This is a genomic window from Clostridium sp. UBA7339 (genome assembly GCF_002470865.1).
Classification (GTDB): Bacteria; Bacillota; Clostridia; order Clostridiales; family Clostridiaceae; genus Clostridium_J; species Clostridium_J sulfidigenes.
This window is the reverse complement of record NZ_DKPI01000003.1, coordinates 266,211-290,678: the sequence shown is the minus strand read 5'-3', so window position 1 is coordinate 290,678 and position 24,468 is coordinate 266,211. Positions and strand designations below refer to the sequence as shown.

22 protein-coding genes are annotated in these 24,468 nt (G+C 29.6%); 13 read left to right on the top strand and 9 right to left on the bottom strand.

What is annotated here, in order from left to right:
- Positions 1–195 precede the first annotated feature (195 nt).
- The gene (brxC, locus tag B2S02_RS01665) at positions 196–3,726 is read left to right on the top strand and encodes a BREX system P-loop protein BrxC (protein ID WP_346920171.1); all 3,531 of its coding nucleotides are present in this window, start codon (positions 196–198) and stop codon (positions 3,724–3,726) included.
- Positions 3,727–3,859: 133 nt separating this feature from the next.
- Here the strand turns inward: brxC and B2S02_RS01660 are convergent, their stop codons facing one another.
- From B2S02_RS01660 to B2S02_RS01645, 4 genes are all read right to left on the bottom strand, one after another.
- Entirely contained in the window at positions 3,860–4,000 is a 141-nt protein-coding gene (locus B2S02_RS01660) for a FeoB-associated Cys-rich membrane protein (RefSeq protein ID WP_150845475.1), read from the bottom strand.
- A gap of 13 nt (positions 4,001–4,013) precedes the next feature.
- On the bottom strand, positions 4,014–6,038 hold the full coding sequence (gene feoB, locus B2S02_RS01655; RefSeq protein WP_346876243.1) for a ferrous iron transport protein B: 2,025 nt from the start codon (positions 6,036–6,038) through the stop codon (positions 4,014–4,016).
- A gap of 88 nt (positions 6,039–6,126) precedes the next feature.
- Positions 6,127–6,348, bottom strand: coding sequence for a FeoA family protein (locus B2S02_RS01650; protein WP_035131429.1), 222 nt, complete (start codon positions 6,346–6,348; stop codon positions 6,127–6,129).
- 21 nt (positions 6,349–6,369) lie between these two features.
- The gene (locus B2S02_RS01645; RefSeq protein WP_035131427.1) at positions 6,370–6,579 is read right to left on the bottom strand and encodes a FeoA family protein; all 210 of its coding nucleotides are present in this window, start codon (positions 6,577–6,579) and stop codon (positions 6,370–6,372) included.
- A gap of 230 nt (positions 6,580–6,809) precedes the next feature.
- Here B2S02_RS01645 and B2S02_RS01640 point away from each other — a divergent pair, with 230 nt between their 5' ends.
- Entirely contained in the window at positions 6,810–7,172 is a 363-nt protein-coding gene (locus B2S02_RS01640) for a metal-dependent transcriptional regulator (protein WP_035131426.1), read from the top strand.
- Between the two features lie 91 nt (positions 7,173–7,263).
- On the opposite strand, the gene B2S02_RS01635 is transcribed toward B2S02_RS01640, so the two are convergent.
- Complete coding sequence (locus tag B2S02_RS01635; protein WP_346848206.1) at positions 7,264–8,610, bottom strand: [Fe-Fe] hydrogenase large subunit C-terminal domain-containing protein; 1,347 nt, start codon at positions 8,608–8,610, stop codon at positions 7,264–7,266.
- A 26-nt stretch (positions 8,611–8,636) separates the two neighbouring features.
- A complete protein-coding gene (msrA, locus tag B2S02_RS01630) occupies positions 8,637–9,203 on the bottom strand; it encodes a peptide-methionine (S)-S-oxide reductase MsrA (RefSeq protein WP_346920170.1) in 567 nt (188 codons plus the stop codon).
- Between the two features lie 197 nt (positions 9,204–9,400).
- On the opposite strand from msrA, the gene B2S02_RS01625 reads away from it, so the two are divergent.
- The 3 genes from B2S02_RS01625 (at position 9,401) to nagB (ending at position 13,165) form a co-directional block, all read left to right on the top strand.
- Complete coding sequence (locus B2S02_RS01625; RefSeq protein WP_346876240.1) at positions 9,401–11,479, top strand: hypothetical protein; 2,079 nt, start codon at positions 9,401–9,403, stop codon at positions 11,477–11,479.
- Positions 11,480–11,661: 182 nt separating this feature from the next.
- Positions 11,662–12,066, top strand: a complete 405-nt coding sequence (locus tag B2S02_RS01620) for a type II secretion system protein (protein ID WP_346920169.1) — start codon at positions 11,662–11,664, stop codon at positions 12,064–12,066.
- Positions 12,067–12,421: 355 nt separating this feature from the next.
- Positions 12,422–13,165 carry a glucosamine-6-phosphate deaminase gene (gene nagB, locus B2S02_RS01615; RefSeq protein ID WP_346891610.1) on the top strand — a complete coding sequence of 248 codons (744 nt, stop codon included), beginning with the start codon at positions 12,422–12,424 and terminating at the stop codon, positions 13,163–13,165.
- A gap of 67 nt (positions 13,166–13,232) precedes the next feature.
- Here nagB and B2S02_RS01610 read toward each other — a convergent pair whose 3' ends face one another.
- Positions 13,233–14,450 carry a 6-phosphofructokinase gene (locus tag B2S02_RS01610; RefSeq protein ID WP_346920168.1) on the bottom strand — a complete coding sequence of 406 codons (1,218 nt, stop codon included), beginning with the start codon at positions 14,448–14,450 and terminating at the stop codon, positions 13,233–13,235.
- Between the two features lie 257 nt (positions 14,451–14,707).
- Between B2S02_RS01610 and B2S02_RS01605 the strand changes: the two genes are divergently transcribed.
- From B2S02_RS01605 to ppaX, 5 genes are all read left to right on the top strand, one after another.
- Positions 14,708–15,700: a WG repeat-containing protein gene (locus B2S02_RS01605; RefSeq protein ID WP_346848200.1), complete on the top strand. Its 993-nt coding sequence runs from the start codon at positions 14,708–14,710 to the stop codon at positions 15,698–15,700.
- Between the two features lie 96 nt (positions 15,701–15,796).
- Positions 15,797–16,738, top strand: coding sequence for a dipeptidase (locus B2S02_RS01600; protein WP_346876236.1), 942 nt, complete (start codon positions 15,797–15,799; stop codon positions 16,736–16,738).
- Positions 16,739–16,871: 133 nt separating this feature from the next.
- Positions 16,872–19,139: a VIT and VWA domain-containing protein gene (locus B2S02_RS01595; protein ID WP_346848198.1), complete on the top strand. Its 2,268-nt coding sequence runs from the start codon at positions 16,872–16,874 to the stop codon at positions 19,137–19,139.
- 117 nt (positions 19,140–19,256) lie between these two features.
- On the top strand, positions 19,257–19,988 hold the full coding sequence (locus tag B2S02_RS01590; protein ID WP_346876235.1) for a hypothetical protein: 732 nt from the start codon (positions 19,257–19,259) through the stop codon (positions 19,986–19,988).
- Positions 19,989–19,994: 6 nt separating this feature from the next.
- Positions 19,995–20,624: a pyrophosphatase PpaX gene (gene ppaX, locus B2S02_RS01585; protein WP_346878837.1), complete on the top strand. Its 630-nt coding sequence runs from the start codon at positions 19,995–19,997 to the stop codon at positions 20,622–20,624.
- Between the two features lie 209 nt (positions 20,625–20,833).
- Here ppaX and B2S02_RS01580 read toward each other — a convergent pair whose 3' ends face one another.
- On the bottom strand, positions 20,834–22,090 hold the full coding sequence (locus B2S02_RS01580) for a D-alanyl-D-alanine carboxypeptidase family protein (RefSeq protein WP_346876233.1): 1,257 nt from the start codon (positions 22,088–22,090) through the stop codon (positions 20,834–20,836).
- A 174-nt stretch (positions 22,091–22,264) separates the two neighbouring features.
- Between B2S02_RS01580 and B2S02_RS01575 the strand changes: the two genes are divergently transcribed.
- The 3 genes from B2S02_RS01575 (at position 22,265) to B2S02_RS01565 (ending at position 23,943) form a co-directional block, all read left to right on the top strand.
- Positions 22,265–22,876 carry an NUDIX hydrolase gene (locus B2S02_RS01575; protein WP_035131399.1) on the top strand — a complete coding sequence of 204 codons (612 nt, stop codon included), beginning with the start codon at positions 22,265–22,267 and terminating at the stop codon, positions 22,874–22,876.
- A gap of 61 nt (positions 22,877–22,937) precedes the next feature.
- Positions 22,938–23,537 carry a hypothetical protein gene (locus B2S02_RS01570; RefSeq protein WP_346876232.1) on the top strand — a complete coding sequence of 200 codons (600 nt, stop codon included), beginning with the start codon at positions 22,938–22,940 and terminating at the stop codon, positions 23,535–23,537.
- A gap of 193 nt (positions 23,538–23,730) precedes the next feature.
- A complete protein-coding gene (locus B2S02_RS01565; protein WP_346876231.1) occupies positions 23,731–23,943 on the top strand; it encodes a hypothetical protein in 213 nt (70 codons plus the stop codon).
- 141 nt (positions 23,944–24,084) lie between these two features.
- On the opposite strand, the gene B2S02_RS01560 is transcribed toward B2S02_RS01565, so the two are convergent.
- A complete protein-coding gene (locus tag B2S02_RS01560) occupies positions 24,085–24,462 on the bottom strand; it encodes a hypothetical protein (RefSeq protein WP_346878836.1) in 378 nt (125 codons plus the stop codon).
- Positions 24,463–24,468 lie beyond the last annotated feature (6 nt).

Sequence of the window (24,468 nt, the reverse complement as noted above, 5' to 3'; positions counted from 1 at the left end):
ATCATATGCAATATAGTATGTAAATAATGTTTAAGATTACATTATTAACCATAGAATTCGTATATGATTTATATTAATGTCTACAGCTAGTTGTAATATGGTATAATATTAAAGCAAGTTTACATAAGGCTTAAGTGAAAAGCCTGTTTATAACCTAGGTCTAGGAATAAGTTAATAGTAACCAGGGGGAACAAAATGAACATAAAGTTAAAGGATTTATTTGAGAAAGAAATTAATAGAGATATAAAAGGTGTAATTAAGGTAGGTCAATGTGACCAGGAGAATATAAAGCAGGAACTTGAAGAATACGTGATTACGGATGAGCTACGTAGTAATTTTAATGAGTTTTTTGAGGCATACAGCAGAGACATATTAGATAGTACTGATAGGATTGGAGTATGGATTTCAGGATTTTTCGGTAGCGGTAAATCTCATTTTTTAAAGATTTTATCCTATGTTTTATCTAATGAAACCATAGGAAATAAAAGTACTTTAGACTATTTTTATAGTAAGGAACTACAGGATTCTACCCTAAGGAATATGGAGCTTATAAATAACCAATCTACAGATACTATCCTTTTTAATATAGATTCTAAGTCTGACCGGGCTTCAGAATCCCATAGGGATGCTATTGTTAATGTACTTAATAGGGTTTTCAATGAAATGCAGGGTTTTTGTGGATCTATGCCTTGGATTGCTGATATGGAAAGACAGATGACTGAAGATGGGGTATATGAAGATTTTAAAGAAGTGTTTCATCATATATCAGGAAAACCTTGGACTCAGGGTAGGGAAGATTTTTATTATGAAGAGGATGCCTTAATAGAGGCTTTATCAAAGGCTACTAAGATGAGTGAAGATGCTGCAAGAAACTGGTATAGTAAATGTGAAGAAAATTATTCCTTAACTATAGATAAGTTTTCTTCTAGGGTTAGGGAGTATTGTGATTTAAAGGGAAATAATCATCATGTGGTATTTTTAATAGATGAAATTGGCCAATATTTAGGAGAAGATACTCAGCTTATGCTAAATCTTCAGACAGTGGTGGAGGATTTAGGTAGCAAATGTGAAGGTAGATGCTGGGTTATTGTTACATCTCAAGAGGATTTAGATGTGTTTACTTTAGGTAAAGGCAATGACTTTTCTAAGATTCAAGGAAGGTTTAATACAAGATTGTCATTATCTTCTGCTAATGTGGATGAAGTAATTAAAAAACGTATTTTGAGAAAAAAAACTCAGGCAATGGAGATGCTACAAAGTCTATATGAGGAGAGAGAATCTTTTATTAGAAATCTTTTAACCTTCACCACAGATACTGTGGACATGAAATTATATAAGGACATGGATAATTTTGCACAGGTTTATCCCTTTGTACCTTATCAGTTTAACTTATTACAACATGTTTTTAATGGCATAAGAAGCCATGGAGTAGCTGGAAGAAGCTTGTCTAAAGGCGAGAGAAGTTTACTGGGAGCGTATAAGCAAGTGGCAGTTGAGTATATGGACAAAAACATAGGAACCTTAATTCCATTCTCAGCTTTTTATAATACTATAGAGACTTTTTTAGACCCTTCTATTAGAACAGTTATTGGTTATGCTGAAAATAATGAAAAGCTAAATAGCTATGATGTTAAAGTCCTTAAATTACTATTCCTTATAAAATATGCTAGGGGAATAAAGGGTAATATTGAGAACTTATCTACTCTTTTAATAGATAATATAGAAGCCTCAAAGAAAGAAGTTAAGGAGCAGGTGCAAGAGTCATTAAGTAAACTTATCAGAGAAACTCTGGTTGAAAAAAATGGTGATGAATTTGTATTTTTAACAATTCAGGAACAAGAGGTAAATAAAGAGATAAAAAATATGACAATTGATAGTGGAGAGATTGCTCAAAGGATAGGTGAGATAGTTTTTGAACATATATATGAAAATTCTAAGTTTGCCTATTCTAAAATTTATTCTTTTAGTTTTAATAAGTTAATAGATGAAAAGGTAAGAGGGTCTAAAAAAAATCCTGTAGGAATTAGGATTATAACTGCTAATTATAATTTAGTAGAAGGGGTTAGTAAAAATTATCTTAAGGAATTATCTGATAGAGAAAATAATGTGATAATTGATATATCAAACCAGGATAATTATATAGAGGAAATTGAAAATATACTTAAAATAGAGGGTTATATAAGGCTTAAAGGTACCCTAATATCAACTATTCACATGGAGGATATTAAGATAAAAAAAACTAAGGAAAGAGAACTCAGGTTAAAAAGGGCTAAATTCTTAATAGAGGAAGCTTTAAGGTGGTCAGATATATATGTAAGTGGCTCTCTTTTAAACATTAAGGTAAAAGGTTTAGTGAGTAGAATCAATGAGGGATTAAGAACCCTTGTAGATTCAAGGTTTAACAAAATAAACTACATTACAGAGTTTATATATAATAGTAGGGAACTATATAATATAGTGGAAGCTGATACTCGTCAAAGAAGTATAGAAGATAATGAGGCAAATAAATTAGCCTTGGAGGAAGTAAATAATTATATATTAACTAGTACCATGAGAAGTATTAAATTAACGGTGAAAAGCATATTAGCTAGATTTACAAGTCCACCCTATGGTTGGAAGGACCTAGATATTCAAGGGATACTCCTGAAGCTATTTAAAAAGCAATATATAAGTATTATATATGCTAATGAGGTAGTGTCTTCTAATAGCAATGATATAGTAGATTACCTAGTTAAGGGAGAGTATGAAGAAAAGGTTATAGTTATTAGTAGAGAAAAGGTACCTAGTAAATATATAGATGCAGCTAGGGAGTTAATTAAAGAACTCTTTGGAGGAGGCTCTATACCTAATGATGAAGAACTTCTAATGAAGTATTTCAAAGAATTAGGCAAAGAAGAACTTAAGAAAATTAAGGATATGAATTTTAATTATTCAATAAATAAAGATTATCCTGGAAAAGAAATAGTATTTCTAGGTGAAAAGTTATTTGAAGGTCTACTTAATATAGATGACATCCAAGAATTTTTTAAGTATGTCTATGATTTAGAAGAAGAATTCCTAGACTATATAGATTATGTTGATAATATAAAGGGATTTTTTTATAGAAAAGAAAACAATACAGTTGACTTAAATGTAAGAGGAGAGCAGAGAATAATCTTTGATGCGGCTACAGACATCCTTAATTCCTTTGAAGAAAATAAGGAATTTATATATGATTCTGAAATAGAAGGACTAGTAGAAGAACTATATGGTATTTTAAGGATGAAAGAGCCATATAACAGGATTCCTCAGCTACCAACACTTATAGAAAAGTATAATAATAGGGTGTTAGATCTATTAAATAAAGATATAACTCCAGCAATAGAATTTATTAAAGCTTGTAAGGATGAAATTATAGAAAACTTGAAGGGCTATGATTTCTATAATGAATTTGAAGCTAAAATTAATGAAGACTTTGAAAACCTTACTAAGAAAACTCTATGTTCAAAGAGTTTTCCAGTTATATTATCAATGTATAAACTTGGAGAGAAACTAAAGTTAAGGTGGTTAAATGAAATTACTTTAGAAACTGGAAGAGAAACCATTGCTAAAGTACTTAGTGTGATGGAATTGGTTAAGGATGAAAAGGCTATAAAAAATCATGAGGACATAGAATTATTATTAGAAAACTTAAGAAAGCGATTAAAAGAAGAGTTGAAGGAAGATACAACAATAAGATTAGTTTAAACCATAATTTAAATAAAAGATTATATTTTCAGAAATATTTTCAATAAAAAAACTGAAATCAAATCTTGATTTCAGTTTTTTTGATAGGACAATCACAAAATAGAGTTATCTATTTTGCGAAAGCCCCTTTATTTTATCTATGACACTTGCTAGCCTGGGAGCAGCCTGAGCAACCACAGCCACAACCGTCACCTTTAGAGTGTTTTTTTAATTGTTTTACTGATACTAATATCATAGCACCTATAACTACAGCACCTATTAAAAATGTTGCCATAGTAACACCTCCTTTATAAAAAGATTAAGCGTCCAACTTGATATATTATTAAGGAAACCACATAGGCTAAACCTGTTTGATATCCTATAGCGATAAATGTCCATTTCCAAGAACCCATTTCACGTTTAATAGCGCCTATAGCCGCAAAGCATGGAGCAGCTAGTAGGGTGAATGCCATGAAAGAGTAAGCACTAACTACATTAAATAGTTGTCCCATAGTTGAAACTAGGTTAGGGTCACTTTCTGTTAGTTCAGCACCAAGTCCGAATAGGACACCAAAGGTAGCAACTACATTTTCTTTAGCTAAGAATCCTGTTACAGTAGCAACGGCAGATTGCCAGTTACCAAAGCCTAGAGGTGCAAATATCGGAGCTATTACATTTCCAATGGAAGCTAATATACTATCTTGTGCGTCTACCATTTGTAAAGACCAGCTAAAGGATTGTAAAAACCAGATAAGACCTGAAGCTACAAAGATAATGGTACCAGCTTTTATGATAAAGGCTTTTCCTCTGTCCCACATGTGGATAAGAAGTCCTTTTAAGCTAGGTATTCTGTATTGTGGCAGTTCCATAACAAAAGGAGCTGGATCACCTTTGAATAGCTTAGTTTTCTTAAGGATTATTCCTGAAAGTATAACCATGGCTATACCTAAGAAGTACATTGATGGTGCTGCCCAAGGTTGACTAGGGAAGAAGGCACCAGCTAGTAGTGCAAATACTGGTAGTTTAGCACTACATGGAATAAATGGAGTAAGCATTATAGTCATTTTTCTATCTCTATCATTTTCAATGGTTCTACTTGCCATAACAGCAGGAACACTACAACCAGAACCTATTAACATAGGTATAAAAGATTTACCGGAAAGTCCAAACCTACGGAAGATCCTGTCCATGATAAAAGCTACACGAGCCATATATCCACAGTCTTCTAGTAAAGATATTAAGAAGAATAATACCATTATTTGTGGTACAAATCCGAGAACTGCACCAACACCACCGATAATACCATCTACAATTAGTCCATGTAACCAGTCAGCTACCTGCATATTCATTAACCAGTTAGAAACATTTCCTTGAATGAGCTCGGCAAAAAGGGTGTCATTTACCCAATCAGTGGCTATGGTTCCAATGGTAGTAACGGCAATATAATATATACCTAGCATTACTAGTGCAAAAATCGGAAGGGCAAGCCATCTGTTAGTAACAACTTTGTCTATTTTATCTGAAGTAGATAAATTAGAATTATTTTTCTTCTTAACACAGGAGGTAATTATTTTACCTATGTAGTCATAACGTTCAGTGGTAATAATACTTTCCGCATCGTCATCAAGAGATTCCTCATAGTTATTAATTAAATTATCTAATTTATCTTTTGTATTGTTATCTAGTTTTAAATATTCTAGAACTTTTTCATCTCTTTCAAAGAGTTTAATATAAAACCAACGTGGATTTTTTATTAAAGAATTTCCTTTTAATAGTTTTTCTATGTTACTTATAACTTCTTCTGTATCCTTACTAAAGGTATTTAATAAGGTAACATTTGGAGTACTTTTACCAATTTCTACAGCCTTATCAGATAATTCCTTTAGACCTTTTCCCTTAAGGGCAGAGGTTTCTAATACTTCACATCCAAGTGACTTAGAAAGCTTTGAAGTGTTTATTATGTCTCCATTTTTATTTACTACGTCCATCATATTTAAGGCTATAACTACAGGAATTCCAAGTTCTACGAGTTGAGTTGTTAAATAAAGATTTCTTTCAATATTTGATCCATCAACTATATTAATAATCACATCTGGTCTTTCATCAATCAAGAAATTACGAGTTACAACTTCTTCTAAGGTATAAGGTGATAATGAATAAATCCCTGGTAAATCAACGATAGTTACATCCTTGTGTCCTTTTAATTTTCCTTCTTTCTTTTCTACAGTTACTCCAGGCCAGTTTCCTACATATTGGGAACTCCCTGTAAGTTCATTGAAAATTGTGGTCTTACCACAGTTTGGGTTTCCAGCAAGAGCTATTTTTATACCCATTTTAATCCCCCCTAAATGTTAGCCAATGCTAACTTACTAATGAAAAATATACAGAGATTTAACTCTATGAAAATTTTAGAATCAAAAACTATTCAACTAATATTTTTTCAGCATCAGATTTTCTAATAGAAAGTTCATATCCTCGAATAGTTATCTCAATAGGATCTCCTAAGGGAGCTATCTTCCTAAGATGAATAGAAGAGCCTTTAGTAACTCCCATGTCCATAATCCTACGTTTCACAGCACCTTCTCCTTGAATTTTAAGTACTGTAACAGTCTGTCCTGGCTTTACATCCTTTAATGTATTCATAATTACCTCCTAAAATAATTCCTATATAATAATCCTATTTGCCATAGATTTATCTATAGCAATACGGCTATCTTTAACATTAATAATTATATTTCCACCTAACTCTGAAATAAGAGTTATACTTTCACCTACAATAAATCCTAGGCTTTTTAAAAATCTCACCGTTTCTTCTTTACCATTAATTTTCTTTATAAAAACTTTTTCTCCAGATTTGGCCATAGTAAGTGGCATATAAATCCCTCCTTTAAGTATGCACAAGCTAACTAATATTGAAAAACATAAGTTAGCTTTAACTAACCTATATTTTGAGTTTACTATAAATGATTTATGATGTCAACTGAAAATGAGAATAATTTTCATATATTGGGTTATTTTAAATAAGTAAAGAATAATTTTGGAAAGTTGAATGAAAATTTAACCTATGATAAAATAGGTTAAAAGAAACTATACAGGAGATTATTATGAAAATACATGAATCCGGAGAAAATTATTTAGAAACTATTTTATTGCTTCAGAGAAAAAAGGGCTCTGTACGTTCTATAGATATAGCAAATGAATTAGGTTATACAAAGGCTAGCATTAGCAGAGCCATGGGCATACTGAAAAAAGCTGAGTTTATAACCATGGAACAAGGAGGGGAGATAACTCTCACAGAAAAAGGCATGAAAAAAGCCAGTGAAATATATGAAAGACATACTCTCATCACTAAATATCTCATGGACACTTTAAAAGTATCTAAAGAAGTAGCTGATGGAGATGCCTGCCGCATAGAACACATTCTAAGTAATGAAGCCTTTGAAAAAATGAAGGAATTATATAAATAAAAAAATTGAGCATCCACTTATATTAAAGTGCATGCTCAATTTTTGTGAGAGATAAATTAATCTAGTAGGAAGTTTCATAGAGATAGTGTTTTTAAAAGTCTCTATGAAATATTTCAGTTTTATTTTCATCTTTGTAATCTTCTATGGTGAATATGCCAATGGCATCTAAGATTCCATTCATTACTGGGCTATCGTAGGCAACTTTATATTTAGAGTTATCTGCAAAGGTATCTACGGCAATTTTAGAATTATCTTTAGGGACAATAGCTTTTGGCCCACCAACGCATCCACCTACACATCCCATTCCTTCAATGAAGTTTCCTTTTATAATACCTTTTTGAAGATCTTGTAATATTTCCTTACATTCTTTTATTCCGTTACCTTGAATAGGAGTTACAAGTTTATATTTTTCAGGGAACATTCTTTCTATGCAATCTTCAATGGCAATTGAAACTCCACCGGTACGTGCATAAAGCCTTCCACCTCGTGATGCATATTCCATGGAGGTAGTGCCTTCAAGGGTTTCTGGAACTACATTAAAGGCTTCAAAAATCTCTTGTAATTCTGCAAAAGTAAGAACAAAATCAATGTCACCAATCAAGTCAGGAGATTTAACTTCTGCCTTTTTTGCTACACATGGTCCTATAAATACTACCTTTACATCTGGGTTTAATTTTTTTAACACCCTACCAGCTGCAATCATTGGAGATACAGTAGGAGATGTATGTGGCAATAAATCCTTATATACTTTTTTTATCATGCCAACCCACATAGGACAGCAGCAAGATGTAATCATAAAATCTGATTTAGTTTTAACATGAGCATCAAATTCAATGGTTTCTTTAAGGGTAAGCATATCTGCAAAGAATGCTACTTCCACCATATCAGTAAATCCAAGAGATTTAAAGGCAGTTCTAAGTTGTTCAATGGTGCTATCTCCAAATTGACCCATTATAGCAGGGGCTACAGCAGCTACTACAGGAGTATTTTCCTTTAAAAGTTTAGCAAGAGGCATAAATTCAACAGTATCTAGAATGCTTCCAGTTGGACATCCTTCCACACAGAACCCACAATCAGTACATTTATCATTATCTATATAAGTACACTTAGTTTTTTCATCATATAAAATAGCATCAAAGGGGCAGCTTTCTTGACATTTTGTCTTTCCATCACAATCTACTTTACACTCCATTTTACATAGTTTAATTTTATTAACAATTTTATGATCTGATTCATAATTATTTATGGCTTTTTTTAAATCTTCTATGTAATTATTACTAAAGGACAAATTCACTCCACAGAGAGAAGAAATTTCTCCCGCTAAGGCTTCTTTATCAACTATATTATCCTTTAATAATTCTTCAATAACATTCTCTAATTTATCATTATAGTAGGCATTGATAAGGATTTTAAATAATTCACTATGTTGTTTTTTCATAACAGCACATCCAATCTTAAAATATTTTAGTCTTCATATATTTTATAATAATCATCACCCCAATATTTTGCTATAAACTCATCTCTTCCAGATATACTTCTATCCTTTTTATATTCTGTAGGATGGGTTTTATAAAATTCTTGATGATATTCTTCTGCTTCATAGAAGGTTGATGCCGGAAGAATCCTAGTAACTATTTCTTCAAGGAATCTACCTGAATCATTTAGAACTTTTTTAGATTTTTCAGCAATTATTCTTTGATTCTCATCCATGTAGAAGATAGCAGCAATATAGGAAGAACCTCTATCTTGAAATTGACCTTCATCATCCGTTGGATCTATCTGTCTCCAAAAGGCATCTAAGAGCTTTTCATAGGAGATGATAGTAGAATCATATATAATTTTAATAGCTTCATAATGACCTGTACCTTGAGATTTTACATCTTTATAGGTAGGGCTTTTAAGTTCACCTCCAGTATACCCAGAAGTAACACTTATAATTCCATCTAATACATCAAAAGGGGATACCATGCACCAAAAGCAGCCACCAGCAAATATAGCAGTTTTGTAATTTTCACTATTAATATTCTGCATTTTCAATTGCCTCCTAAATTTTGTTTTTAATTATATATTACCATATTTTAAAGAAATATATAGTAATTATAGTCCATATGAAATATAAATAATATGACAATATATGAAAGTTAATCATTTATTAATTTAGATTTATATCCATATATGGTAAAATTGAATATGGATGCGTAGGGCTTATCTTATGTTTAGGAGGGAATATGGATTACAACAAATTTAACATAGAAGAAAAATATGATAATTATAATAATATAACCAAGGTAGAAGCTGAAAAGATACTGTTAAAATTAGATAGTGTGATAGATCATGATAAAGGATATGATTATTACATATTAAAGGGAAAGATGCTCCTTAAGCTGGATAGAATGAAGGATGCTTTTCATACCTTAGAAAAGGCTATGACCTTTAATAAAACTGATGAAGTTTATGACCTTTTATCCTTTGCATATTACGAGGAGGAAGATTATGAAAAAGCACTTTATTATATAAATTTATCCTTTGGAATAACAGTAGATGAGTTTATTTATAATCATAAAGGAAAAACTTTAGAAAGATTAGATAGGTTTGAAGAAGCTTTCGAAACCTATTATGAAGGACTTAATTATGCTCTCTCTAGTTATAGTAGTTATGGAGATGTAGAGATATTTGGTGAAAATTTAGCTAGACTAGGGGGAATTTTAAAAAATCAATATTTAGATAACATAAAGAAATTTATAAATATAAGAGATTATTATAATCTTTATGAAAACTATATGAAACTTCTTCAAGTTATTCTTAAGGAGGAAGAAAATGATCACTATCATAGTAGTTCTGAATATGTAAGTGTAAAATATCTAGAGTTAGTTGAAGAAGGAAAATATATTTTAATTGATAATGATTACTTTTTAGGGATGATTAATATATATAAAATTCTATATCAAATAGAAAGCAATTCAGAGTATGAGGATAGGGAGTACATTAATAAAACCTATATAGATAATAAGGTGAGGGACTTTATTGATGCTGTTATGGAAAGAACTTCACTTACTAAGGATGTAGATATAATTTTAACGGTTTTAAATGAAGTTATAGGCATTAAAAATAGAGATTACTATGATTACTTGTATCATAAAGGTTTTATTTTTATGAAACTAAAAAGATATGATGAGGCATTAGAGGTATTAGATGGCATAACTAGAGATAAGAAATCACCTTATAATATAAAAGTTCAAAGCTATGAGTGTATAATTAAAAAAATGTATGAAGCTGAAGATATATATAAGGGAAATTATGATGAGTATAAAAAAAGTATGTCAGATCTCCTTAGAGATGAAATTCATAGGATAAAGGAAGATGAATATTTAACTTTAGATGATAGATGTGACAGAATAATACACAACTGTAAGAGGGCTATTAATTTAGAACTAGATAATGATTTTTGGTATGATTATATAGAAGTGTTATCTTTGGAATTAGGTGAGGAATATGAAGTTATTGTAAAAAACCAATCAGTATACAAAGTGATACAAAATTATAATAAAGCCATAAATATATATGATAGGCTCATTGAGGTGAAAAGTGATGGTCCCCATGGGTATTATAGAAAAGGAAGGGCAATTGTATTAGTGTTGAGACTTTTAAATAGTTCTAAAACCTCCTTAAAGGATTTAGTTGGAGTTCATAATTTAGACTGTTTTTCTTATTCAGAGGTTATATATAATCTTAATAAGGCTATTAGTTTAAAAAGTGACAATGGTAAATACTTTAACCTTTTAGCAAGAACTCATTTTGAGATTGGGGAATATGAGAAGTCCATGGGATATATCGAACAAGCACTTACCCTAGCACCTAATGATTTATATATGAATTTAAATAAGGTGTGTATTTATATTAGAAGATATAAGTACACAGAAGCAGTGGATTATTTATTTAAGATGTCCTATAAAGATATGAATAGAGGTACCGTAAGAAAAACTTTTCTTTCAAGAAAGGAAATTCTTAGTTTCTTAATGGGTATATTTAATTTATATACAAGGCAAGATAAAATTTACTATATAATAGCCTATTATTTTTATGCTATAGTTGATTTTCAATATGATAAAGCCTTAACCTTTATTAATAATGCTATTGAGATGTCTGATGATGAAAGATACTACTTGCTTAAAGCTAAAATATACTTTAAAGATGGAAAGTTTAAAGAATCATTAAAGTGTGCAGAAGAAGCTATAGTTATTGACGATCATTATGATGAAGCTTTTCTTATAAGAGAAAAATGTAATGAAAAATTAACAGATAATTAGTATATAAATATTGTAAACATCTAGGATTGAAATAAAGCCTAGGTGTTTTTATTTATGAAGAAAATATATTTATAATTATAAAAATATAAAATATTGTATAAAAATGTATTTAATGGATAACATAGTTTATGTACATAAATTGTTACATAAATTCTTAAATGAAAAAAGAAAGGAGGAATAGTGTGAATAAGAAAATTAATAGATCTAAGAAAAAGGGATTTACCTTAATTGAGTTACTAGTAGTTTTAGGGATAATAGGTGTATTAGCCTTAGCAGTAGCACCAACAATGGTATCTAAGGTTAGTGAAGCTAAAGAAAAAACAGATGTTTCAAATGCTAATGCCATAGCTATGGCAGTTAAAACCGAGATAATAGAGGGAGATATAAAAGCTTCAGGACCTATTGATGAAAGTGATATAACGGAAATAGGTAGTAAATATTTTGATGGTAAATTTCCAACATCACAATCTTTAAAAACTAATTTTACTGTAGCTTTAACTAATAATGTAATTACTGTTACAGCTGGAAAAGGAACACAATTTTACCCTGAGTATATATTAGGAGCGGATGATAAAGATACAGAATAATAGATATATAACCTAGTAAATTAATCTTAAAATATATCTAGATAATACATAATTAATGATCTGAACCTTAATAAAAAGATATATTTTACAAACTTCTATAATATATAAAATATAAGAGAGTGGATTTTAAACATTTTTCCTATTAGCTATTCCTGAAAGTAGTTCATAGGAAGGTGATGCAATTATTTTCCGCTCTTTTTTATTGGCATAAGTTACGAAATTAAATCTTTATATTAAAATTTATTTATGCAATATATGTTATAATAGAATATATATTCTACTATATACTAAATTAAACTTAAAGAGAGCATACAACCAATTTGTAATTGAACTTAAGCACAGAGGAGGAATAAAAATGAATATTATTAAAGCAGAAGATTATGAAAGTATGAGTAGAAAAGCTGCCAATATAATTTCTGCTCAAGTTATACTTTACCCAAACTCTGTATTAGGACTTGCCACTGGTTCTACTCCGTTAGGAGTATACAAGCAGTTAATTGATATATATAATGATAGAGAATTGGATTTTTCAAAGGTACATAGTGTAAATTTAGATGAATACTATGGTTTGGCACCAGACCATAATCAAAGTTACCATTCTTATATGAAGGAAAATTTCTTTAAACATATTAATATGCCGTCAAATAATATTAATATACCTAATGGACTCGCTTCTAATATTGATTTAGAGTGTAGTAGATATGATAAATTAATTTCAGATTTTGGAGGCATTGATCTTCAACTTTTAGGTATAGGTCATAATGGACATATAGGGTTTAATGAACCGGGAGAAGTCTTTGAAAAGAACACTTATAAGGTTAAGTTAAATAAAAGGACTATTGATGCTAATTCAAGATTCTTTAATAGTATTGAAGAAGTGCCTAAGTATGCTATTACTATGGGAATAAAGGCTATTATGCAGTCAAAAGGAATTCTTTTAGTAGTAAATGGAATTAGTAAGGCGGACATTTTGTATGAAGCTCTTTTAGGAGCAATTACACCAAAAGTTCCTGCTTCAATATTACAATTACATCCTAATTTAACTGTTATCGCAGATAAAGATGCTCTTTCTACCATTGAAAAAAAGGCGAAAATTTAATTTATAAAAGGAGTGATTTTTTATTTAAAATCACTCCTTTTAATATAGGCAAATTAAATTGTTAATACTATTTTGTTATGAAAGCATATTTTGGAAGACCGTTTTCGTATTGAATTTTTGGTTCTCCAATGATTAGAGGTAGTGTATACTCATAAGCTTCTTTAGTTACATTGTTACCTTCTTCATTGATCCATTCCTTAGGGAAATATTTTATTGAGTTTGCTACCTTTGAAGTGTGCACTGCAAAGGTTTCTGATTTATATGGATCATTAGAAACTCTCTCAATACCTATCATATAACCGCTTTCACCTTCTGCAGAGTATTTTAATGCAGCAAATCCACAATTAAAGGCTTCATCAATATCAGTTTGAGAAGCAAAGTGCATTGCGCAACGTTGCATAGTTGAAAGTTCTATGGCTCTTACTTTTTTGCAAACTCCATTTTCAGTGATTACATTTTTGATATAACTACAAACACCACCTAATTGAGCGTGACCAAATTTATCTAGACCAGTACCACCCATTTCACCAAGGAAAGTACCATCTGCAGTTCTTATTCCTTCAGAAACTACTATAATTACAGAATTTTTTTCTTCTAATTTTTTAGCCACATCTTTTAAAAACTTAGCTTCATCAAAGGCAACTTCAGGAAGATAAATTAAATCTACCACTGGTTCTCCATTTAATGTAGCAATACAAGAACTAGCAGCTAGCCATCCTGTATCACGTCCCATTGCCTCTATAACAAATACATTTTTTGCAGTATAAACACTAGCATCTAGTTTGTTTTCTAGAGCTATAGTTGATATAAACTTAGCAGCACTTCCAAAACCAGGAGTATGATCCATTACTGGAAGGTCATTATCTATAGTTTTAGGAACTCCAAAGAATTTTACAGGAAGGTTATGCTCCTTTGCATAGTTACTTAGTTTATGAACTGTATCCATGGAATCATTTCCGCCAATGTAGAAGAAAGTATCAATTTCATGCTTCTTAAAAATCTCAAAAAGTTTTATGTATTCTTCTTTGTTATCTTCATAGGTTTTTAATTTGTATCTACAAGATCCAAGTCCTGAAGATGGTGTATAAATTAATCTGTCAATAACCTCACTGTCAATCTGAGAAAGATCTATTATATTTTCATTTAAAATTCCCTCAATACCGTTAATTCCTGCATATGCATTGTCAAAATAGTGTAGTTCTTCATTTGCTTTAAATACTCCCATAGCGCTGGCATTTATTACAGATGTAGGACCACCAGATTGAGCTACTATACAATTTTTCATATATTTAACACTCCTTTGTATTGTGTAGAGATACCTACACTTATTATTACATCTTTTTAATTATAATATAAATTATAATTACTAACAATTAGTATAATTAAATAGACATTGTATTAATAATATATAAGGTATGAGATAATAGTTTTTAAATAGTTAAATATATAGAATAGGTTATCTTTAATTAGGTTAACATAAGACTTTTTATTCGTATAAATGGTATAATATTCATATATTTAAAAAGCAAAGGAGAAAAGATTATGAAAATGTATCCCGTTGAATTAGATAATAAATATGGTTATATAGATGAAAATGGAAAAACTATAGTTCCTTTTATTTTTGATTTTGCCGATGAATTTGAGGATGAAATGGGCTTTATAGAGGTGGATGGATTATGTGGTTTTATCAATAGACAAGGAGATTACATAATAGCTCCTAAATATGATGATATAAATTATTTTAATGAAGGCATGGCTTTAGTTGAGTTAAACCATAGATATGGATATATAGACTTACAAGGCAATGAGGTAATAAAAGTAAAATATGAAGAAGGAAAAGGATTCACTGAAGGACTTGCAGCAGTGAAAATATTAGGAAAGTGGGGATATATCAATAGACATGGCAAAATGATTATATCACCTACCTTTGATGAAGCTAATGAGTTTGAAGAGAATGGCCTCGCTATAGTTAGAAAAGGTGAGAACTATGGATATATAAATGGGGAAGGTCAGTGTATTAGCGGATTTATATATGAATATGCTAACAATTTTAATGAGGGTTTAGCCAATGTGGGATTAGAAGGTAAAAATGTATATGTGGATGAAACCTTTAATATAAAGATTGAAGGAAATTTTGATTTTACTAGCGAATTTCTTAATGGACTTGCAGCTGTATCCCAAGATAATATATGGGGATATATTAATAATTCTGGTGACTTTGTTATTGAAAAAACATATAGCTGGGCAGATAATTTCAATACAGATTATGCAGCAGTTTCCATAGAAGATAAATATGGATTTATAGATAGAAGTGGGAACATAATAATACCTATAGAGTATGATAATGTTTTAGAGTACAGTGAAGGTTTATTTTCTGTTGAAATTAACGAGAAGTGGGGTTTTGTAGATTTAAAAGGTCATATAGTTATAGAACCTAAATTTCATGAAGTAGATAACTTTTATAATGGAATATGTAAGGTTATAATAGATGAAAAAGAAGGATATATAAATAAAGAAGGAGAATTTATAATATAGATAATAGGGATAGAATTTTAATATTTATGGTTATAAATAACTTGTAAATTCGTAATTTAATAGAAGATATAGTCTTAGAATTAAGGGGGATATAGTATGAGTATAATTGATTTGCATTGTGATACAATTTGTCATTTAATAGATAATAAGGATATGGAATTAAAGAGAAATCATCTAGCTATTGATTTAGAAAAGTTAACAAAAGGTAATTCCTTAGCACAATTTTTTGCCTTGTTTATTGATCTTAATGAGCATCCTAAGGCATTTAATAGAGCCATGGATATGCTTAATAAATTTTATGAAGAGTTAGAAAAAAATAATCATGAAATATCTGTAGCAAAAAATTATGAGGATTTTGAAGTGAATAAGGAGGAGGATAAAATATCAGCTTTCTTGACCATTGAAGAAGGTGAAGCTATAGAAGGCTCTCTTAAGAATTTAAGAAATTTTTATGACCTAGGAGTTAGACTTATGACATTAACCTGGAATTATGAAAATAGTATAGGTTATCCAAATTGCAGAGAAGAGTTTCGAAATAAAGGGTTAAAAACCTTTGGATTAGAAACCCTCGAAGAAATGAATAGGCTAGGCATGATTATTGACGTTTCACACCTATCCGATGGAGGGTTCTATGATGTGGCAAGATATAGTAAGAAACCTTTTGTAGCATCACATTCAAACAGTAGAGCTGTATGTAATCACAGCAGAAATTTAACTGATGATATGATTAGAACTCTCAGTGAAAAGGGGGGCATAACTGGCATCAACTTTGAAAAATCTTTCTTAATAGAAGGCGGAAGTAAAAGTGCTGTTACAGATATGGTTAAACATATAAATCATATCTGTAATGTTGGGGGTATAGATGTATTATCCCTTGGTAGTGATTTTGATGGAATAAATCCTAAAAATCTAGAAATTAGTAACATGGGAGAGATAGATAAACTCATAACTGCATTACAAAAAGAAGGATATCATGAAAGTCATATAGAAAAAATATTATATAGGAATGCTTTGAGAGTAATAAAAGAAGTTATGTAGTACAATATAATTTATAGAAACCTTTATATTAAATTATATGACTATGGCTAAGTACCTAGATAATAATTTATCCTTCAGAGGGAGGTAAAACTCCTTCTGAAGCAAATGTAGATAACATAAAAGGAGTGAGGTTATGGAATATGAAAAGTTACAGAACAATATTTCTAAGGGAGAAATATTGTTAAAAAAGGTAGATATAGACGGTAATATTTGTGGAGAGTTTGTTGAATTTACAATTAGCCATGTTTATGAAAATATTGGTGAAGATGATGTAAAAGGAATTTATACCTTCCCTATACCAGATACTGCTGTTATATCAGGTTTTGAAGCTAATATAGGTGGCAGTGTTATAAAAGGTAAAGTAGAAGATAAAAAAGAAATAGAGAAAATTTATGAAAATATTGGAGAAGATTCAGGAAGTAAACTTATATTAGAAGAACTAAATAACAACTATTTTAAAATGTCAATTGGAACAATCTTAAAAGGTGAAACTGTAGTTATAAAGATTTCTTATATTGAAGAGCTAGTATATGAACATTCTAAGCTTAAGTTAATTATTCCTAAGATTGTACTTCCGGAAAATCCATATAATGAAGAACAAAGTCAACAAGAAGACTATAAATTATCTTTAAATCTATTAGTAGAGACCTTTGAAAGTGCTAAATTTTCTTGTAATACCCATAAAATTCAGGTAGAAGAAGAAGAGGATGATGAGAGCAATTTATACAAAATAACCCTTCATGGTGAAGAGCAAATCCTGGATAGTGCTATGACAATTTATTTAGAAGAAAATTCCAGCGAAACAAGTGGAATTATATATGAGAATTATAGCGAAGACAATGGAATTGTTTATTTGAGGTTTCTACCTGAAATTGAAGAGGATGTAGAAGAGAAAAGTGGTAACTATATATTCCTTATAGACATATCAGAATCTATGGAAGGAGATAAGTTAAAGGAGGCTAAAACTGCTTTACACTTATGTCTTAGAAATTTATATAAAGGTGATACCTTTAACATAGTTGCTATGGGTGACACCCTAAAGCATTTTTCAGAGAGTAGAAGAGTTGAATTTAATGATGAAAATTTAAAGGAAGCATCTAAGTGGATAGATAAGTTAACTTGTGAAAATGATGCTAATATATTTGATGGAATAAAATATGCCTTTTTAAATGAAGATAAGGGAGAAGAAAATACTATAATTTTATTTACTGATGACGTAGTGGATGATGAGAAAGATATCCTTGATTATGTAGAAAAAACTTGCGTAGGAAGCAGAATTTTTCCTTTTGGAATAGATGCCTCTGTTAATACCTATTTCATCAATAAAATAGCAAGAATTACCTTTGGAAAAGCAGAATTTATTAATAGAAGTATTAGAATAGAAGATGTAATCTTAAATCAGTTCAATAGAATAAGAGGACTACAAATAACAGATATTGAAATTGATTGGGGTGGAATGAAGGTTGAGAAAACTTACCCTAGAACCATAGAATATATGTATGATGGAGAACCATTTTCAATATTTGCTAAGATGGATGGGAATCTAGAAGGTATTGTTACTCTTAATGGTATGGTTGGAGATAGAAGAATACAACGAAGAATAGTTCTAACTAAATTAGACTTAGAGGTTAATGCAAATTTAATTGAAAAGGTTTGGTATAAGAAAAGGATAGAATCTTTAGAGAATAGAATCGTCTATGAACGTGGAGAAGTTCATGAGGCTATGAAAAATAAGATTATAGAGTTATCTACTGACATTGGAATTATAAGTGATGAGACATCATTTATTTTAATAGAAGAAATTTATGAACCTGTACTGGGAGGAGTTATGAGAAAATTCTTACCAGTTAACATAGATTTCAATAAGGGTGATACAAATATAATCTCTCCAAAGTTTTATTATAGTCAAAGTCTAGATGAATTGCAGTTAGAAAATTTAATGGATGAGGGTATAGATAAATCAGAGTTCTTACGTGTGCTAGCAACACAGCAATTAGCAAGTGGTGCCTTTGGTAAATCTGTAGAAGATGATAAAATAGATAAGGTTATATATACTGCTAGAAGTATAGTAGCCTTTACTCACCACGGTGAAGGTATAGAAATGTATAAAAATCTATTAACTAAAGCTGTAGTATATCTTGTGGAAAATTATGAAGAATTTGTAGAGAATGAAGATGTACTAATCTCCACATATGTTGCTCTTAAATCTTTTGCAGATAAGGTAATAGTTAAAGATAATAAAAAGACAAGGCTTTTAAATGCAATAAATTCCTTAGAAAGTCATATTGAAGAATTAAATATTGATATAAGTAAGATTAATGAGGAAATTTTAAGTAGTATAGAAGGCGCAAAAGAAAAAGATCAATTAAGCAGACTTATATATAAATCAATAAAATATTAAGTTAGTTTGTGTTAAAATGCTCTAAATATTAGATAAGCGCTGAGCATGTAATATAATTATAATGCATGCTCAGCATTTTTATAGAAAAATCTATTTAAGGAAGGTAGTACATACTTAATGATTGACACTGAAGTTAACAAAAATGATAAAGTGAATATGAGAGATTTTATAAAGAAAGATTTTTGCAGAAGACATAAACTTAATGTGCTAAATTCTCTAGATATTTTGACATTAGAAAACATTTCTAACCTTATAGATATATACGATGGTTATGTATTAAAGGGGTATTTAGTAAATGCTATACCAAAGGGTATTAAAGTATCCTTATCCAATAGGATGACTTCAAGTGGCGGAAAGACTATCTTTTCAAAAAGAGGAAGAGAATGTACCTATGAGATTAGAATAAGTAATAGAGTCATGAAAGAATATATAGAAGATAATAGAAGTAAAGTTGTATGTGGAATAGAAGCTAAGGATGCACTAGAAGCTCTTATGCTTATTTTAGAGCATGAGCTTTGCCATGTCATAGAATTTAGTGATTATGGAAGCTCTAATTGTAAAGGTGAAAGATTTAAGAATCTAGCCTTTAATTTATTTGGACATACAAGTAGTTATCATGAAATATTAAAGAGTAAAGATGCCTTCAATAAAACCATAAATAACTCATTTGTTAAAGGACAAGTTATTCAATTTAAATACAAAGGTGTATTGTATGAAGGAATAATTAGAAATATTAATAAAAGAGCTACAGTGATGGTGAAGGATATAAAGGGTGAATATAGAGATAACCATGGATTTAGTTATTCAAAATGGTACGTACCACTAAAATTACTTATAAATAAGGAGTAGAAAGATATGATTAAAGCAATACTGTTTGACCTAGATGGTACAATAATAGATACCAATGAATTAATATTGACTTCCTTTAATTATGTATTAAATAATTATTTAGGATTAAATATAGGAAAGGAGGAAATTGTAGAATCCTTTGGTATACCACTTAAAGATGTATTGAGTGAATATGATAAGGATAGAGCTGATGAATTAGTTGATGAATACATAAGATACTGTCTTAATTGCCATGATAAATACATAAAATCTTATGATCACGTGGAAGATGGACTATTAAAGCTGAAAGATAAGGGATTAAAATTAGCAATAGTTACATCTAAGAAAAGGGGAACGGCTTTAAGAGGACTTAATTGTTTTGACTTAGAGAAATATTTTGATGTAATAATTACTCCAGAAGATAGTAGGAAACATAAACCAGATGGTGAACCAGTGTTAAAAGCTTGTGAAGTCTTAAAAGTTAATCCTAATGAAACTATAATGGTAGGAGATAGCCATAATGATATATTATGCGGAAAGAATGCAGGAGCAAAAACTTGTCTAGTAAATTATACTGCACTAAATATAGAAAAGATTAAAGTACATAATCCTGATTATATAATAGATAAAATTGAAGACATTATAAAGTTTATTTAGTATTTTAGGTGTTTACCGAAAAAAAATTATCATAAGTATTATTGTCATAATTGAGAATGATAAAATAAAAAAGTATAAAATTTAAATTTAACTTATTATGATAAATAAAATTATTTAGTAAATAGAAAACACCTACATATATAAAATTACAAATATTTACACAAAAAAAGATTCCCTATGATTAATATTAACATAGGGAATCTTTAAAGCTATCTATATATACGATTTCTTTTTTTTCTACGTTTTTTGTTTATTTTAGATATTATTAGTATTACTAAAGATGCTATTATTATTAATACTAATAGAGCTAATACATAATAAAGGATATTACTTTTTATTATATCCATATTGGATAGTCCAGAATATATATCATATTGTTTTTCATATCCCTTTATATTAACAGTAGCTTTACCAATAGATTTATCTTTACTTAAAGTCCAAATATTTATCTTACCTACTTCAGAATTAAATTCTGGTTCTAAGTCTGTTGGATATAATGAAATATCCTCATGAATAGTAACTGGAACTTTAATTGCTTTTTTAGGTCCTATAAGAGGTAAAATTTTATATTCCATAGTAACTTCTGAAATTTCAGTGTTCTTAGCTTTGAAGACTTCTTTTTCTGCATTGAAGCCATAATTGGCTAAGTTTGTAGTATCTTCAAAAACCTGAGTGTCTACTGGAAAATTATAATCTGAGCCTAATACCACCGTTGCTAAAGTATGTCCATTCCTTTGATATAAAGCTGCTAAGCATCTTCCAGACTTTTCTGTATAACCAGTTTTTCCACCAATGTTTCCATCTACACCTATAAGTTTATTTCTATTTTCAACTATTGATGATGGTCCATTAGTAGATTTTACTTCTGATTCCTTTTTAGACATAGTTTCTCTAATCCACTCATTACCGTAAGCTGCATTTAATAATAGGGATAAATCATATGCTGTAGTATAGTGATCATCAGTGTTATCATCAAGGCCATTAGGTGTTACAAAATTAGTATTGGTCATACCTAAAGCTTTAGCTTTTTCATTCATCATTGTAATGAACTTTTCCTTTGTTCCACCAACATTTTCAGCAACCATATAAGCAATATCATTACCTGAATAAAGAAGTAGTATGTCCATAGCATCTTTACCGGTAAATGTATCTCCAGGAGTTACTGGATGAACATTAAGTCCATAAGAATAAGGCTCTTCTTTTAAGGCTGCAGCTGGATAAGTAAGTAAATCGGTTTTACTTTTATTTTCAGCTAATAGTAAAGCAGTCATCAGCTTAGTAATACTGGCTGGTTGTTTCTTTTCATCGATATTTTTAGAATAGATTATTTCCTTTGTTTCTAAGTCCATAACAATAGCAGAAGTACCAACGATTTCAGGTTGAGTTTCTGCAATGGCTATAGTTGAGAAAGAAAAGGTAAATACTAAAGTAAAAAATACCCATAATGATAAAATTCTCTTTTTCACAAGTCATCTCTCCAATTTTATATTTTAGAATTAAATAAGTCCTATCTAGTATAACATTTACTGTAATTTTCAACAAGGACAAAGAAAAAATATGTTATTAATAATATGTTATATTTTTATTATCTAATATTGTGGTATGCTATATATAAGATATTTAGAAGGAGCAGTGAACTGATGACAAATATAAATATTGATAGAATAAATGATATTTTTAAAGATAGGGAGTCCACATCTATACAACCTATGAAAAAAGCAGCAGTGATGATTCTTTTACAGGTTATAGACGATGAGGTTTATATAATTTTTCAAGTTAGAGCTAAAAAATTAAATAGTCAGCCTGGTGATGTTTGTCTACCTGGTGGAAAGGTTGAAGAAGGAGAGTCTTTTAGAGATGCTGCAATAAGAGAAACCATGGAAGAGATGAATATTAAAAAAGAAGATTTTGAAGTTATTGGTGAAATGGATTATTTCTTATCACCATACCTCATGATAATGCGTCCCTATATCGCTAAACTTAATACAAATAATATTAAGTTTAATACAAGTGAAGTTGATCATATATTTAAGGTACCAATAAAATTTTTTATTGATACAGAACCATTACTATATAAAATGGATATTGGCCCAATAAATCAAGATGGATTTCCCTTTCATTTAATAAACGGAGGTAAGGATTATAAATTTTCAAAGGGGGTATTAGATGAATACTTTTATCAGTGGAATAATTATGTAATTTGGGGTTTTACAGCTCATATTATAAAATCTTTCATTGATATCATAAAATAGTAATTACATCCATATAAATAAGTAAAGAAAATATTTAACTGCCTTAGGAGGTGTAATATGTATGGTAAATAGAACTTCTGTAAGCATATTAATACAAGATATGATGAATAAACTTGAGGAAATTGGTATTCACAGTATTCTTGTCAGATCTAAGGAAGAAGCTAAAAATTTTATTATGTATCATATAGATATTGGAACTCAAGTAAGAATAGATGATTGTTTAGAGTTAAATGATTTAAACTTAGAAAAAGCTGTCATAGAAAAAGGTGGTACCATATTAAACAAAGAAGTAGGGGCTTTAGATTTCAAAGAGGGCAAAAAAAGATCCTCAACTATATCCCAACTAGATTTATATGGTTGTAGCCACTTATTGGACGAGTTTACTGAATTTTCTCATTATATCACTGACAATGAAGATTTGTTAAGTTGTATTTATGGAATAAAAAAAATAGCAGTCATTAATATAGGCTTAAATAATAAGATTCCTAATGAGCTACTTCCTATATATGAAAAAATAATGAATATTGATAGTGAAAAGATTATTAACCTTAAAAATCATATAGCAAAAAAAGAAGATAGTAACTTGAATATCCATAATACTCAAAGAAATGTAGGACATAAAAATATAAGTATTGACATAAGTGTAGTTTTCATAGGATAAATTTATATATATATTTTAGTAATTGTAGTACAACTCCATCTTTTTTTAAAATATTATAATTATATTTTAAATATATTCGAAAATTCTTAAATATAGAAAACCTCTCAATAAATCCACTAAAAATACTTTATTTTGTGAAAATTCTCATTTATAATTTAGGGTATTAAATGTGTATTTATTGGGGGTGGTATGCTTGGTTAAGTGTGATTTTTTATCAACTTATGATGAGTATGTAGAGTGTTCAAAGGACTGTGTCCTTTATAATTGGGCTGAAAATAATAATAAGTGCCCCTTTAAAGAGCTTAGTAGCAAGGGGAGCAAAATAAAAAATCTCTATGATTATGATTTGTACAAGGAGGATAAGTCGTTGCCTATATCTCTTTTATACAAAGACAGCTACTTATAATTAAATTATTTTTAATATGGATTTTTTATAACATAATATCTATATTAAGCTCCAACCAGATTAAACTAATCCAAGTGTGTTATTAGTATATTTCAATAAACATATAAATCTCCCAGCCTAGGCTAGGAGATTTTTTATTAACTATTTTGATTTCATACTACACCCTGAACATGATGTGCAATCCTTTGACTTTGATCCACATCCACCACATCCCTTAGATTTATTAGTAAGCGAAGGTGTTGCCTTTAGGTAGAGAGAATCTTTCTTCAGTACAATAATTATTTCATTAAAGTTACTAGATAAATCTTCACTATAAGCAATATTTAACCCCTGTATATCTTCAATAACATTGTAATTAATGGTATTATCTAAAATTATATCAACCTTAGAATTTTTACAACATCCACCATTTTCAGGTTCTTTTAATGCTATACAATCATATTCATCATGAAATTCCAGTAGTTTAATAATAAAATCAAAGGCATCATTAGAAATTTTTATTTTAAGTTTCTTATTCAATAGATA